12 protein-coding genes are annotated in these 14,059 nt (G+C 65.7%); 6 read left to right on the forward strand and 6 right to left on the reverse strand.

Features of this window, described 5'->3' with window-relative positions; translation table 11 throughout:
- The first annotated feature begins 1 nt into the window (after nucleotide 1).
- Entirely contained in the window at nucleotides 2–1,453 is a 1,452-nt protein-coding gene (locus QX135_RS24320) for a HAMP domain-containing sensor histidine kinase (protein ID WP_316177429.1), read from the forward strand.
- A 42-nt stretch (nucleotides 1,454–1,495) separates the two neighbouring features.
- On the opposite strand, the gene QX135_RS24325 is transcribed toward QX135_RS24320, so the two are convergent.
- A complete protein-coding gene (locus QX135_RS24325; protein ID WP_316177426.1) occupies nucleotides 1,496–2,659 on the reverse strand; it encodes a hypothetical protein in 1,164 nt (387 codons plus the stop codon).
- Between the two features lie 292 nt (nucleotides 2,660–2,951).
- Complete coding sequence (locus QX135_RS24330) at nucleotides 2,952–3,902, reverse strand: aldo/keto reductase (RefSeq protein WP_316234336.1); 951 nt, start codon at nucleotides 3,900–3,902, stop codon at nucleotides 2,952–2,954.
- A gap of 251 nt (nucleotides 3,903–4,153) precedes the next feature.
- On the opposite strand from QX135_RS24330, the gene QX135_RS24335 reads away from it, so the two are divergent.
- The gene (locus tag QX135_RS24335) at nucleotides 4,154–5,392 is read left to right on the forward strand and encodes an NF038122 family metalloprotease (protein ID WP_316234337.1); all 1,239 of its coding nucleotides are present in this window, start codon (nucleotides 4,154–4,156) and stop codon (nucleotides 5,390–5,392) included.
- A 216-nt stretch (nucleotides 5,393–5,608) separates the two neighbouring features.
- Here QX135_RS24335 and QX135_RS24340 read toward each other — a convergent pair whose 3' ends face one another.
- Both QX135_RS24340 and QX135_RS24345 read right to left on the reverse strand, forming a co-directional pair.
- Nucleotides 5,609–5,824 (reverse strand): hypothetical protein, encoded by a 216-nt coding sequence (locus tag QX135_RS24340; RefSeq protein WP_316234338.1) that lies wholly within the window; start codon nucleotides 5,822–5,824, stop codon nucleotides 5,609–5,611.
- A 34-nt stretch (nucleotides 5,825–5,858) separates the two neighbouring features.
- Nucleotides 5,859–7,046, reverse strand: coding sequence for a TCR/Tet family MFS transporter (locus tag QX135_RS24345; RefSeq protein ID WP_316234339.1), 1,188 nt, complete (start codon nucleotides 7,044–7,046; stop codon nucleotides 5,859–5,861).
- On the opposite strand from QX135_RS24345, the gene QX135_RS24350 reads away from it, so the two are divergent.
- Both QX135_RS24350 and QX135_RS24355 read left to right on the forward strand, forming a co-directional pair.
- Complete coding sequence (locus QX135_RS24350; protein WP_316234340.1) at nucleotides 7,024–7,392, forward strand: hypothetical protein; 369 nt, start codon at nucleotides 7,024–7,026, stop codon at nucleotides 7,390–7,392. The genes QX135_RS24345 and QX135_RS24350 overlap by 23 nt on opposite strands.
- 299 nt (nucleotides 7,393–7,691) lie before the next feature.
- Nucleotides 7,692–8,885, forward strand: coding sequence for a right-handed parallel beta-helix repeat-containing protein (locus QX135_RS24355; protein ID WP_316234341.1), 1,194 nt, complete (start codon nucleotides 7,692–7,694; stop codon nucleotides 8,883–8,885).
- 875 nt (nucleotides 8,886–9,760) lie between these two features.
- Here the strand turns inward: QX135_RS24355 and QX135_RS24360 are convergent.
- Together QX135_RS24360 and QX135_RS24365 are read right to left on the reverse strand one after the other, a co-directional pair.
- Entirely contained in the window at nucleotides 9,761–11,785 is a 2,025-nt protein-coding gene (locus QX135_RS24360) for a YgiQ family radical SAM protein (protein ID WP_316234342.1), read from the reverse strand.
- Between the two features lie 132 nt (nucleotides 11,786–11,917).
- On the reverse strand, nucleotides 11,918–12,598 hold the full coding sequence (locus QX135_RS24365; RefSeq protein ID WP_316234343.1) for a hypothetical protein: 681 nt from the start codon (nucleotides 12,596–12,598) through the stop codon (nucleotides 11,918–11,920).
- A gap of 106 nt (nucleotides 12,599–12,704) precedes the next feature.
- On the opposite strand from QX135_RS24365, the gene QX135_RS24370 reads away from it, so the two are divergent.
- Both QX135_RS24370 and QX135_RS24375 read left to right on the forward strand, forming a co-directional pair.
- Entirely contained in the window at nucleotides 12,705–13,397 is a 693-nt protein-coding gene (locus QX135_RS24370) for an HAD-IA family hydrolase (protein ID WP_315797145.1), read from the forward strand.
- Nucleotides 13,398–13,482: 85 nt separating this feature from the next.
- Complete coding sequence (locus QX135_RS24375; RefSeq protein WP_316234344.1) at nucleotides 13,483–14,010, forward strand: hypothetical protein; 528 nt, start codon at nucleotides 13,483–13,485, stop codon at nucleotides 14,008–14,010.
- The last annotated feature ends 49 nt before the right edge of the window (nucleotides 14,011–14,059 follow it).

A 14,059-nucleotide genomic window follows, 5' to 3' on the forward strand; every position in this document is an offset into this window, starting at 1 on the left:
GGTGAGGTGGCAGAAGCTCAGCCGTATCCGCCGCTCGATCACGTTGCTCTCGGCGACGTTGATCGGGGTGGTCACCACCATCATGCTGATCTGCGCGGCCGCCCTGCTGATCCGGTTCGGCGGCGACGATGACGGCACATGGGGCGCCGCCGACGTCGCCGATGCGCTGAAGGAGGCCGTATCCCGCGATGCCGGCGGCAAGCTGCTCATCAAGCAGACGTCGCGTCTCGACAAGATCATCCAGGATTTCGCGACTTTCTGGTACGTTGTCTCCGACAAGAGCGGCGAGGTCAGCTACGGGCCGATTCCGAAATGGCGTCCGCACAAGCCTCCGTCGTCGCAGGACGGCACCAGCTTTCTGGCCTATGCGATCGATGGCGAGACGCGGAATTTCAAACGCATGACGGCCGTTCGGAATACGCCGGTCGGTGAGGTCTGGATCGAGACCGGCGGCGTCGCCTATACGTCGACGCAGCTGATGCTGGGCACGCTGACCGACGCGACGGTCGTTGCGCTTCCAATCATCCTGGTGCTGGTCGTGACGGTATTCGCGGCCCTGGTGTTCGTGCCGACGCTGATCGCGCGCCCGGTTCGTGCGGTGGCGCGCGCGGCCGAGATGATCGACGGCGTGCCGGACGGCCGACGGCTGCCCGAGCGGGACGCGCCGGCGGAATTGCTGCCGCTGGTCACCGCGTTCAATCGCGCCCTGTCGCGCATCGATCATGCCGCGGAGGCGCAGCGCAACTTCCTGTCCAACGCGGCGCATGAGCTGCGGACGCCGCTGACCAATGCGCGGACCATGCTCGAGGCAATCCCGGATGCTGGCTTGCGGGCACGTCTCGTCGGCGAGAACCAGAAGCTGTCGTCGATCGTCACCATGCTGCTGCAACTGGCTCGCATTTCGATGGAGCCGGTCGAGCTGACCGAGATCGATCTGGTGGCGCTGGCCCGGCGCGTCACGGCCGAGCATGTGCCGATGGCGCTGAAGGCCGGCCTCGAGATCGGCTTCGCCGGATGCGATGCGCCGGTCTCGATCCTCGGCTCGGAGCCCGCGTTGGCGGTCGCGCTCTCCAACCTGATCAGGAACGCCGTCATGCATGCCGGCGCCGGCGGTCCGATTCTCGTCGAGGTCGACGCGTCGGCGCGCCTGAGCGTGATCGATTCGGGGCCGGGCCTGCAGGCCGATCAGCCCGAGCGCCTGCTGCAGCCGTTCGAGCGCGGCCGCGCCCATGGCGACGGCATGGGGCTCGGGCTCTCGATCGTGTCGCAGGTCATGGCGACGCATCACGGCCGCGTGGCGTTGCGTGAGACGCCAGGTGGCGGCACCACGGTCGAGCTCAGCTTCGCGCCTGCCGCGCCTCAGCCGGGCGGTGCACCGGCGGCGGCCGAGGCGGCAATCCCGGCGGTCCGCCGCACAGCCGAGAAGGCCGCGCCGCCGCCGCGCTCCGTTTAACGATTCCGCGGCCCGACCTCGCGAGCCTCGCGCGGCCCGCGCTCAGCGCGGCTCCCTGCTCCGCTGCCACTTCAGGAAGTCGCTGTAGAGTCTCGCGGCCTCGTCCGGCGACATCCGCGCCTGCGCCTTGCGCTCGTCGAGAAACTTGCGGAATTCGGCCGGGTTGGCATCCTGACCCGGCGACTGCATCGTGCGGGCGCCGTCGAGCCATTCCTGCGCCGCCTTGAAGCGGACCAGTCCCTGCACCGGCGCCGACAGCACGGTGTCGCGCCATTTCGGATGCCGCGGCGGCGATTGCAGCACCTGGATCTTGCCGAACAGCGCGTCGACGAACCGCGCCGTGCGGCGATAGCGCTCGCTGTTCTCCGGCCAATTGTAGACCATCAGCACGGTCGAGGCGGCGACGGTCTCGACCTTGGTGCCGGGCGGCACCAGGTTCGGATATTCCTCGGACGAGAACGACGACGGCAGATAGATGTCCTGCAGCGCGTGGTCATAGGGGATCGTCAGGAGATGCAGCCGGCCGCCCTCGTTCTTGATGCCCTTGATGATCGGCGCGTCCTTCGACACCGAGGCGATCCAGGCATCGCCCTGGCCGTCGATCAGCTTCTGCAGCCCGCCGGTCGGATCGGTCTGGGAGTCGATGTCGGCGCGGATGCCGAGCCGGCGGAAGATCGTGCGCGCAGCCGGCAGGCCGATCGAGCGCTCGGCGAACACCCGCCGTCCATTGAGATCCTCCAGCGAGCGGATCTCGCGCCGCGCGACGATGTGGACGTCGTTGTGGAAGAGCTGCGCGATGTAGCGCACGCGCTGCGCAATGTCTGGAATGTTGTATTCCGTCTTCACGAATTCCAGCGCGTCGGTGGTGACGAAGCCCATGTCGATGTTCTTCAACATGATGATGTCGATGAGGTTCTGCGCCGAGCCCCTGCCGAGGATCGGCAGCACGCGCAGGCTCTCGCCCTCGTCGAGCACCGCGGCCATGTCGGAGCCCATGACCGACATCGGTCCGCCGATCGGCGCGGTGATCACGGTGACGGTGCCGGAGTTCAGCGCCTCGCGGTCCGGCAGCGTACCGACGGCGCCGCCGGTCGGCGGGCGCTGCGGCAATTGCTGCGCTCGGGCGCTGCCAGCCAGCGCCACGAGGGATGACAGAACACTTGCAAATACGAATGCGCCAACAGCTACGCGCGCGACACGATTCACCGAACGCTTCCTCGATACATTCTAAATTGACAGTGGACTTAGCAGTTCGATCCCGGCCGAAGTTTGGCCGTGAGGTGGCGATCCGCGAGATGCTGCAAAGTCGCCCGGCCCGCTTCACGGCTGTGCTGAAAATGCGGTGCAGGAGCAGCGTGATCAAGTGCCGCGATCAAGGACCGGCGCTGAGCGCGCCGAATCCTCGATCACAGGCCGAGTTCGGCGGAGAACGATCGTACTGCGTGCGTGTCGAAACGTCGCATGCTCGGCGCTGAATGATGGCGCCGCGCGCCGGCGCTCACGCGCTGGCCGCGTCGAGCCGCGCGACCTGATCCGCAGTCAGCGCGAGCTCCGTCGCCGCCACCAGGGTGTCGACGTGCTCGGGCCTGGTGGCGCTGGCGATCGGCGCCGTCACCGACGGCTTCGCCAGCAGCCACGCCAGCGCGATCGAGGCCTGTTGCGCTCCGGTCTCCCTTGCGACCGCGTCCAGCGCGGCGAGGATGCGCATGCCGCGCTCGTTCATGTATTTCGGGATGCCGCGCTGTCCGCGCGGGCTCTTGCCGAAATCGGCATCCGAGCGATACTTGCCGGTGAGGAAGCCGGCGGCCAGCGAGAAGAAGGTGATGACGCCGACGCCGTAGTTCTCGCAGACGCGTTGCAGCGCGCCTTCGTAGGATGCGCGCTCGGCGAGGCTGTATTCCGGCTGCAGGCTCTCATAGCGCGGCAAGCCGCTCTTCGCCGACAGCTCGAGCGCGGCCTGCAGCCGCTCCGCCGAGAAGTTCGAGGCGCCGATGACCCGCACCTTGCCGGCCTTGATCAGCCTGTCATAGGCCGCCAGCGTCTCCTCCTGCGGCGTCGTCTCGTCGTCCTTGTGCGACTGATAGAGATCGATCACGTCGGTCTGCAGCCGGCGCAGGCTGTCCTCCACCGCGCGCGCGATGTAGTCGGCCTTCAGCCCGACCTTGCCGTCGCCCATGTCCATGCCGACCTTGGTGGCGAGGATGATGCGATCGCGGTTGCCGCGCAGCTTCATCCACTTGCCGATGATGGTCTCGGACTCGCCGCCGCTGTGGCCGGGCACCCAGCGCGAATAGACGTCCGCCGTGTCGAGGAAGTTGATCCCGGACTCCAGCACCTTGTCGAGCAGGCGGAACGAGGCCGCCTCGTCCACCGTCCAGCCGAACACGTTGCAGCCGAAGCAGAGGGGCGGAACGTTGAGGCCGGAACGGCCGAGCGGGCGCATCTTCATGGGAGGCTCTCGATCTGAATGATGTTGGCTGCATCCATCGCGGACGCCTGCCGCAGATTGCCGTCATTCGTCGCGCGAGACCAGCGCGGCAGGAGCATGGCGGGCCCGCCCGGCCGCATCCAAACCGTGGCGCGGCTGCCCCGAAGTGGGTCCGGCAGCGTCAGACTTTTCACTCACTTGCCGACGATGGTCGCGGCCTGCGAACGCCTCGCAGCTGGAGACGCGGGGGCCATGATCAAGGAGTCCGTCTGATGAACACGCTGACCTATGACCAGCTCGGGCTGAGCTCAGATGGCCTCATGATGCCCGATCCGGCCGCGGCGGCGAAGAACACGACGACCAATATGGCTGCGGCCGCCTCGCCGGTCGTGCTGCCGCCCGGCGCGGTGTCGGATCCGGTGGTGCATGCCGACGGCTCCGAGACCGTCTCGGTTCATACCGGCGGACTCACCTTCAACCTCACCTTCGATGCCGCCGCTGCTGCCGCGCCCGAAAGCTTCCGCGCCGGCGTCGAGCAGGCCGCGGCGATCCTGTCCTCGGCGATCACCGATCAGGCCACGGTCAACCTCGCGATCGATTTCGCCGGCACCGGCGGCGGCGCCGGCGCCAATGTCTCCAATGGCGTCCTCGCCAACTACGCGCAGCTCCGAACCGATCTGCAGGACCACGCGGCGGCCGGCGACACGGTGTTCGACAACCTGCCAACGGGGCGGGCGGTCCAGGGCCATTCCCAGGTGTTCGTCGCCAACGCGCAGGCCAAGGTGCTCGGGCTCATCGATCCAAACAGCACGACGACGGAGGACGGCTTCGCCGTCTTCAACACCGACATCCCGACGCAGTCGCTGGTCGGCGTCGCGCTGCACGAACTGTCGCATGCGCTGGGACGCGTGCCGTCGCCGGGCAATCTCGACATCTTCGACCTGTTCGACTTCACCAAGTCGGGGCAGCATCTGATCAACAACAGCATCAGCTCGGCGCCTCCCGCGTATTTCTCGCTCGACGGCGGCGTCACCAAGATCGCCGATTACGGCCAGATGTCGGACCCGGCCGACTTCCTCAACACCGGCATCCAGGGCGCCCGCGATCCCTTGAACGAGTTCTACAATCCGACCACGTCGCAGACACTGTCGCCGATCGATCTCGTGGTGCTAGAGACGCTCGGCTACAACATCTCGACACCCAACACGCAGGCGCTGCTCGCCCAGATCCCGCACGCCGCCGGGGTCGCCGCACCGGTGCAGACGCCGCAGCAGGCCGCCGTGATCGCCTCCGCCGTGGCCGCCGAGACGGCCGCCAGCCTCACCAAGCTGGGTGATGCCGCCGGCGCCGCGCAGGTGCTGGCGAATGCCCAGGCCGATGCTGCTGCGCTGAATGGCACCGATGCCGGCGCGAACCATGACCACACAACGGCCTATGCGTCCTATTCCGCCGAGCCGCACCACGATCCGATGACGCTCGCGATGCATCTGCACGCGATCAGTGCGAACTGAGGCGGTCGCTACCAGCAGAGGATTGATTGGGCGCGAGAAGGTCATCGCGTAGTCGATCTAGGTCATGCCCGCCATTTCATCGTCGTCATGGCCGGGCTTGCCCCGGCCATCTCCGTCGCACTCGCCTGAACTGAAAGGCGTGATGTAGCCAAGCGATCGGGCGGATCGGAGGTGCGGTCCGCTCACGATCAATCGCCATGTGTCCGCCGCGACAGGTCAGGATCGCTCGCGGTCGCGTTGTCGGTTGAGTTGACGCAAATAGCTCAAACCGCAGACGGTCAGCCGGCCGGGATCATCCACGCCCTGATCGGCCATCCCGCGCATGTGCCGCGCCGGCGCGCGCCGCGTCCCCTGGTCCAGATCGTGTCTGGCCATGCGGCGATAGATCTGCATCGCTCGCGAGAGCGGCTTGGCAAGTTCGATCTCAGGCATCCGGGCCAACGGGCGGCGACGGCGATCGTTCCGATCAGGGCGCAGACGCCGGCTTGGCCGGGCGCAGCGTGACAACGACGGGAATGGCGATCGCGTAGATGGCGACGACCGACAGCCAGATCGCCCCGGGCCATTCGTCCCTGACGGCGAAGTACAGGCTCGAGAAGCCGAGCGGCGCAACGATCGAGGCGAGGCTGACCGTGGCGGCGAGCACGCCCTGGAACTGGCCCTGCAAATGTGCGTCCACCTGCCGGGTGGCGATGGACTGCAGGGCCGGCATGCCCATGCCGCCGAGCGCGAACAGCGGCATGGCGCCGAACACCATCCAGCTCTGGTTGGCGAACGCCATGGCGGTGAGGGCCGTGCAGACACAGGTCACTCCGGTCAGGATCGCGCCGCGCTCGGTCAGCAATCTCACCGCCGGACCGGGAAGGAATATTTGGGCCAGCATCTGGCACACCCCGAAGGCACCGAGCGACAGGCCGATCCAGAGACCGCTCCAGTGGAAGGTGTCGCCGCCCCACAGCGCCCAGCAGACGCCATAGGCCTCGCCGGTCGCGCTGAACAGGAAGAAGAGGAGAACGACCGGCAGCAGGCTCTTGACGGCGAACACCCAGCGCAGTGGCCGCAGCGGGTTCAGAACTGCGATCTCGATCTTGCCAGGGTCCAGTGGTCGCGATTCCGGCAGCATCAGCAACGCCAGCAGGACGTTGCATCCGTTCAAGGCCGCCGCCACGACGAACGGCAGCCGCAGCCAATGGTCGCCGAGCGCGCCGCCGAGCACTGGCCCGATGATGAATCCCATGCCAAACATCGCATTGAGGAGGCCGAAGCGGCGGGCCCGCTCGTCCTCGCGCGAGACGTCGGTGATGTAGGCGGTGGCCACCGAGACGTTGGCGCTGGTGACGCCGGCGATGGCGCGGCCGAGCAGGAGCATCCAGAGATCGGGCGCAGCCGCCAGGAATAGGTAGTTGACGATGGCGCCGGCCAGCGAGACCAGCAGCAGCGGGCGCCGGCCGAGCCGATCGCTCAGCGAGCCCAGCACCGGGGCGCAGATGAACTGCATCGCGGCGTAGAGCGCCGTCATGACGCCGAGAAGGAACGCCACGTCGCCGGCGTGGGTCACGTCGTGCAGCAGCGCCGGCAGGATCGGAAAGATCAGCCCGATGCCGGCGGCATCGAGCACGATGGTGAGATAGATGACGGCAACAGCCCTGGTCATGGCGCGCTCCGGTCCACGCGGGCCGATGGCGCAAACATGCGCGACCGCTCGCTGGAGCCTGACGATCCGTCAGGCGATTGATGTGTGGGAGACGCTGGACCGGTCCATGCCAGAAGGCAGATGGACGGCTTGTACTCGGCCGCAGGCAACGACCGCTTTTCGCGACAGGCGCCATCTACACGCCGAGATCGGGCGGCGCAAGCCGCTTTTTCCGAACGACGATCGGTGCATTCAATGCATATTCATCGATACATCGCCGGAGCTCTGGCTCAATCTGCAGACCGACTACGACGCCAGATCGCGAGGCGCGATCTCGGCAAGATTCTCGATCGCATCGAGACGGTGAACAAGCCACGGCGGCTTGAGCTGGGGAGATGCCTTAGGCTCTGGCTAGTTGGGTACAGTGCTGCCTTGAGGCGACGCGTGCCCACCGGTAGATGAGCCGGCGGTGAGTGCGCGGCGTGCTGGCGTTCAATTGTGTGCAGTCTACCGGTGTCACCGCAATCGCTGCTGGCTGAACATACGGTGCAGGCAAGCAAATAAAGCGGTTCGGGGAGCAACCCAAGATTGACGAATCGGGTCGCCATGCCAGATTGGTGAACGGATCAATGATCCTCGTCTTTTACGATTCTAGGTGAATAAGGAATGCAAGTCGACCTAAACACAGCGATTGTTGCGGTCATCACTGCGCTTGCTACTTGGGTCCTAAAGCCGATAGCCGAGCGATATATTGAAGCGTTCTTCAAGCGGAAGCCTGTCTTTGCTATTCATCCTTATGTATTGCGCGACAATTGGCTGGTCCAGATTCAGCCGGTGAACGGCCCGGCCCGCCGAAAGAAGCCTTTGCATCTGTCATTTCAAGGCACCTTGACCATGGGGGTAGGTGTTATGAGCAATGAATCCGATACACTCGGGTGGACGCTGGACATTTCTAGTATTGAGGTTCTTCGGGACGAGCTGCTGAAAGCGACGTTTGTCGACGTCCAGCTATTCTTCGACGCAAGTCAAATGTCCGAGCCGGTGCGCCTGACTTACAAGCCTGTCAACCCTGTTCGATCGGCACAGCAGTCGCCGCCCATTTCGATTGAGACAGTTAGAGCCCTAATCCAAAGTGTCTCGTCTCACCGTATAGTCCACGTAAGTAGCGTCGAACTTCTTTTAAACGATGGCTTTCCGCTTGCTACCGAAAACGTGAGGTGGAACAGCGTTTTCGATGGCAAGGAGCTTGTCATCGCCGGGGTGGAGCATTTCGAGATTGAAGGTGATGATGCCGCGCTTTTGGTCGAGCCGCAATACTCTTGGGTTATTACTTTCGAGAACTGCAGGAACATTGCGATAACTGACCTTACCTTAGGCCATGTCAGCGCTGGGTACTGTCAAGGTGGTGTTCTGAGATTTGTGAATTGCAATGGAGTGAAGGTCAGAAATTGCGATTTGTACGGATCAGGGACATATGGCTTTGAGTTTGAGAATTGTGCTGACGTTGATGTTGACAATACGACGGTTCGGGATTGCTCCTACGGAATTCTCAAGATTTCCAACAGCCAGAACATTACGTTTACTGGTTGCGTGTTTGCTGACAATCGTGAGTTTGATCTGTGTAGCTTCTTTGGCGAGGTCGAGCAGATCATGTTTCGCAAGTGCTCATTCGAGCGCAATCAATCAGGCTATTCGATGTTCAGAATGGATGGCATCACAGGGGGTGGCGGTGTTTACGTTTGGGGGTGCAAGTTCAGTTACAACGTGTGCCGTCGCCTGAACGATGGTGGGTGGTTTTTGTCTGAGAACAATAATGAATACGTTGGCAACTCGTGGGAGAGTTCTCCTCAGATTAATTAGATTCTTGCTCCTTCTTGTCGGCGTCGGCCCGACGGGCAATTCCCGCATCCCCGTCATGCGCAGATTGCCCGTCGAGCCAGTTTGTCGCACGCTGTTCGGCTTGCATCGTCGGGCAAATCAGCCCGATGTTTCCGGGCATCCCGCTCGCGATGAAGAGGGGCGTTTCGGCCGATCGTCACGGAGCGTAGCAAGCGGGGAGCGGTGGACGTGTCGGGCTTGGGGCTCTGCGCAAGCTGGCCGACGAATGAGCCTGGTGCGTACGGTCAAGTCGCGTGGTCCTGGCCTCCCGATGCTGAGGTCAAGCCGGTTGATGATGCGGAGACGCGTCTCGCCGGTGATGGGGGCAAATAAGCTCGGTCCCCAGGGAGATCGCGAAGCAGCCGTTAAAACCAGCGCGCGGGGAAGGCCGGGTCGTCCGGCTGAACCGTGGTACCTGCCGCCTGCATTTTTTTCTGCAGGCGGGCCACGGACCTCAGTCGAGGTCCGGTCTTCCCCGCGCCCTCTCGTTTGTCGAGGGCGATGTCGGCAGCATGACCCGGGCGCGAGTGGCGTCGCGGGGCTGCGGTGGGCTGTTTGGAGAAATCGTGCAGTGGATGTGGTGCGTGGGCGCGGATACGTCGCGCTCGCGATGCTCATCACGCCTGTGAGGTGGAACGGCCATGCGACACACTCAGTGTCGTCCCGGCCTTGAGCCGGGACCCATCACCACCGGCGGATATTTGAGGCACGCTGGCGGCTCAGGATGTGCCCAACACGTCTCCCTGTGGTTATGGATCCCGGATCTTCGCGCGCGATGCGCGCTCGTCCGGGACGACGGGGGAGTGTGGGGCGCGGGCTTGCCCTTGACGCCGAGATCGGAGGTCGTCCAGCGCGGACTACTTCCTGATCCGCACACCCTTCGTCGTGAAACGCTGCGGTCGCTGCTCCGGGCGCACCGGCCGCCGTGTCGTCGCGGCCTTGCCGGTGCCCGGCGGCTGATGCGCGGGGACCAATTGCTCGGGACGCGAGCCGATCAGATCGGCGCGGCCCATCGCCCTGAGCGCATCGCGCAGCACCGGCCAATTGTCCGGATCGTGATAGCGCAGGAATGCCTTGTGCAGCCTTCGCTGCCGCAGGCCCTTGATGGCTTCGACCTTGTCGCTGCCACCATGGCGGACGCCGCGCAGCGGGTTGACGCCGGTGTGGTACATCGCCGTTGCGGTCGCCATCGGCGATGGCAGGAAGGTCTGGACCTGATCGGCGCGGTAGCGGTTGCGCTTGAGCCACAGCGCGAGGTTCATCATGTCCTCGTCTGACGTGCCGGGATGGGCGGCGATGAAATACGGGATCAGGTAGTACTTCTTGCCGGCCTCCTTGGCGGCGGCGTCGAACATCTGCTTGAAGCGGTCATAGCTGCCGATGCCCGGCTTCATCATCTTGTCGAGCGGGCCGCGCTCGGTATGCTCCGGCGCGATCTTCAGATAGCCGCCGACGTGATGCGTGACCAGCTCCTTGATGTAGGCCGGGCTCTCGACCGCGAGATCGTAGCGCACGCCGGAGGCGACCATCACGCGCTTGATGCCCTTGACCTCGCGCACCTTGCGATAGAGCCGGATGAGATCGTCATGCGAGGTGTTGAGGTTCGGGCAGATCTCCGGAAACACGCAGCTTGGCCGGCGGCAGGCGGCCTCGACCTTGGGGTCCTTGCACGCCATCCGGTACATGTTGGCGGTGGGGCCGCCGATGTCGGAGATCACGCCGGTGAAGCCCGGCGTCTTGTCCCTGATACGTTCGATTTCCTGCAGGATCGAGCCTTCCGAGCGGCTCTGGATGATGCGGCCCTCATGCTCGGTGATCGAGCAGAAGGTGCAGCCGCCGAAGCAGCCGCGCATGATCGTCACCGAGAACTTGATCATGTCCCAGGCCGGGATCTTGGCATCGCCATAGGACGGGTGTGGCGCGCGGGCGTAGGGCAGATCGTAGACGCTATCCATCTCCGCCATGGTCAGCGGGATCGGCGGCGGGTTGAGCCAGAGGTCGCGATCGCCATGACGCTGCACGAGGGGACGCGCATTGCCCGGATTGCTCTCCCGGTGCAGCACGCGCGAGGCGCGGGCATAGGCTTCCTTGTCCGCCTCGACCTGCTCGCAGGACGGCAGCCGGACCACGACGTCGCCCTTCTCGCGCGCAGCGCCTTCGTCGGCGGAGTCGAGATCGTCGGCATGCAGCTCGACAAAGCCCTCGGGCACTTTGCGGAACAGCGCGGTGCCGCGCACCGACTGGATGTCCTTCGGCGCTTCGCCGCCGGCGATCCGGTGCGCGACCTCGATCACGGCGCGCTCGGCATTGCCGTAGATCAGGATGTCGGCCTTTGCGTCGGCCAGCACCGAGCGGCGCACCTTGTCGGACCAGTAGTCGTAATGCGCGATGCGGCGCAGCGACGCCTCGATGCCGCCGAGCACGACCGGCACGTCCTTGAACGCCTCGCGGCAGCGCTGGGCATAGACCAGCGTGCAGCGGTCCGGCCGCCTGCCGCCTTCGCCATTGGGCGTATAGGCGTCGTCGCTGCGGATGCGGCGGTCGGCGGTGTAGCGGTTGACCATGGAGTCCATGTTGCCGCCGGTGACGCCGAAGAACACGCGTGGTTTGCCGAGCGCCTTGAACGGCTCGGCGGAGTGCCAGTCGGGCTGCGAGATGATGCCGACGCGAAAGCCCTGGGCCTCGAGCAGCCGGCCGATGATCGCCATGCCGAACGAGGGATGGTCGACATAGGCGTCGCCGGTCACCAGCACGATGTCGCACGCGTCCCAGCCGAGCGCGTCCATCTCCTTGCGGCTCATCGGCAGGAACGGCGCAGGCTTCAGGTCCGCGCGATGGCGCGGCCAGGAACTCAGCGGTGGGGCGGTGAGGGCGATGTTCATCGCTCACGCATAGAGCCGCGGCGCTGCGAGTTCAACCGAAGCCCCGGTCGCAGGCGAGGGCAGGTGGTCAATTTGTCCGGAATGGTTCCCGCGGCGTTGCGCGGGCGATCTGACGTCGCAGTTCCTGCCGTCTCAGTTGAGGTGATGCGACGCGCCGTTGCGGCGCTTGAGCCAGCCGTGCCCGAAATAGGCCAGCAGCGCGGCTGCCGCGAGCATGATCCAGATCGAGGGCATCTTCGAGCGCGGGCTGCCGCCGGCCTCGCCGACCGTGACGGGCTCGGTCACCGACACCAGCCGCAGGCCGGCGGCGTCGGTCGCGCGGCGCATGTCGGCGATGGCGGAGTGGGGCAGCGGGTCGGCGGCGAACAGCCGACCTGTCGCCGGCCCCGGCTCGTCCGACGCGGCGAGGTCGCTCGGTGGCGGCTCCATCGAAGACTGCGTGGCCTGGCTGCCGGAGGGCAGCTGGGCGAAGGAGTTCAGGTTGGCCGGCCGATGCGGCTTCGGTCCGTGCTGCGCCATCCGGTCCGGCTTCTCGGCCTTGTCCATTTTCTTGGGCGTCATGCTCTGCGGCACCGCGACCCGCACCTGCGGCCGCGAATAGGACGCCGGCTGGGTGACGGCCAGCATGCGGTTGGACCAGGCCATATAGGCCTTGCAGAGATCGTTGCAGTACTGGCCGTTGACCAAGTCGCCGTTGGCGGATCCGGCCTGCGCGGCGCCGGGCGCGGCAATGCAGATGACGGAGACCAGCGCGGCGACCGCTCCGAGCCTCGACGAAGTCAAAACAGGCAATGCGCTCAACTGGCCGATCATCGCAATTTCCCCCGTCGCGGTTTCACGCCGTTTGGGGAATAACGACAGGCGGAATGGTCGAGAGTTGGATCAGATCGCGTCAACATCCGGATGAGTTGAGGTCAATTTGCTGATGCGAGGCGTTATCAATAAGGGGCGGGCTTTGCTGTTCGACATCGACGGCACGCTCGCCGACACCGATGCGCTGCATCTGCAGGCCTTCAACGCGGTGTTTGGGCCGTATGGCCACGTGTTCGACCGCGCGCGGGCGGCCCGCGAACTGCTCGGCCGCTCCAATCTGTCGATCTCCGCCCAATTTCTGCCGGATGAGGCGCCCGAGCGGCGCGCGGCGGTCATGGCGCAGAAGGAGGAGGTGTTTCGCAGCCTCGCCGCCGGCGCGGTGCAGCCGCTGCCGGGCCTGACGGCGCTGCTCGATCGGGCCGCGGCGGCGGCGATTCCAGTGGTGGCCGTGACCAACGCGCCGCGGGCCAATGCCGAGCTGATCCTGCACGGGCTCGGCGTGATGGACCGGTTTCGCGCCGTGGTCATCGGCGACGAGCTGCCGCACGGCAAGCCGCACCCGCTGCCCTATCTGGAAGGCCTGCGTGCGATCGATGCCGTGCCGGAATGGTCGGTCGCCTTCGAGGATTCCCGCGCCGGCATCGCGGCGGCGACGGCGGCCGGCATCGCCACCGTCGGCATGCGCACCAACCTTGGTCACGACGAACTGATCGCGGCGGGCGCGGCGCTCACCGCGGCGGCGTTCGACGAGGCCGACGTGCTCGATCTGGTGATGGCGCGGCTGGGAGAGAGAATGTGAGCCATGACCCGCTTCCGGCGACGATACCGCCGGCGGCGGAGCTGACATGTCGCTGACATCGGGCAACAGCTTGCGGTCACCGTCCTTGCGCGATGGTCTCGACGAACGTGGCCGCCGGGTTGGCCGTCACGAGATCAAGGTGAGACGCATGCGCAAGTTGTTGATCGCGGCTGGTCCCTCGGAACTGTCGTTCCGGCCGATGCTGCAGGTCGATGAAGAGGGATCCGCGTCCAGTCAGCGCGGCCGGCGCGGCAGCGGAGCCGGGCGAGCCAAGCGCGCCGAGGGCCGCGCCAAGCGGTCGGCCCGGCGGTTTCGCTGGGCGCGGCCGTTGCGCGCAATGGCCGCCATCCTTCGCGGCTTGCGGGCGACGCTGCTGGCTCTCTCTCCCGTGGAGATCCCGAGCGATGTGAGCGTACGGCAGGAGAGCTTGCGGGACATGTCGCCGGTTGTGCCGCGGCTTCGCGTCGTCAGCGGCTGCGGAGGAGCGCGCGAGGCCGCCGCCGTGCCGGCCGCCGCGCCCAATGCGATCTTCTGCGCTGCGGCCACGCCTCGCCATCACGTCCGGTCGATGGACACGCCACGCGCCCAGCGCCGGCGGCTGCGCGCGCGCTGATCGCGTCACCGCATGCGTGCCCTGCATGCTCTGTCCGTCGCACCTTGCT

The sequence above is a fragment of the Bradyrhizobium sp. SZCCHNR1098 genome (assembly GCF_032489375.1).
Classification (GTDB): domain Bacteria; phylum Pseudomonadota; class Alphaproteobacteria; order Rhizobiales; family Xanthobacteraceae; genus Bradyrhizobium.

Excerpts from the sequence above, each read along its gene's own strand:
- QX135_RS24360 (WP_316234342.1), bottom strand. The coding sequence starts at position 11,785 with ATGAACATCGCCCTCACCGCCCCACCGCTGAGTTCCTGGCCGCGCCAT.
- QX135_RS24330 (WP_316234336.1), bottom strand. The coding sequence starts at position 3,902 with ATGAAGATGCGCCCGCTCGGCCGTTCCGGCCTCAACGTTCCGCCCCTC.
- QX135_RS24345 (WP_316234339.1), bottom strand. The coding sequence starts at position 7,046 with ATGACCAGGGCTGTTGCCGTCATCTATCTCACCATCGTGCTCGATGCC.
- QX135_RS24365 (WP_316234343.1), bottom strand. The coding sequence starts at position 12,598 with ATGATCGGCCAGTTGAGCGCATTGCCTGTTTTGACTTCGTCGAGGCTC.
- QX135_RS24335 (WP_316234337.1), top strand. The coding sequence starts at position 4,154 with ATGAACACGCTGACCTATGACCAGCTCGGGCTGAGCTCAGATGGCCTC.
- QX135_RS24355 (WP_316234341.1), top strand. The coding sequence starts at position 7,692 with ATGCAAGTCGACCTAAACACAGCGATTGTTGCGGTCATCACTGCGCTT.
- QX135_RS24350 (WP_316234340.1), top strand. The coding sequence starts at position 7,024 with ATGACGGCAACAGCCCTGGTCATGGCGCGCTCCGGTCCACGCGGGCCG.
- QX135_RS24340 (WP_316234338.1), bottom strand. The coding sequence starts at position 5,824 with ATGCCTGAGATCGAACTTGCCAAGCCGCTCTCGCGAGCGATGCAGATC.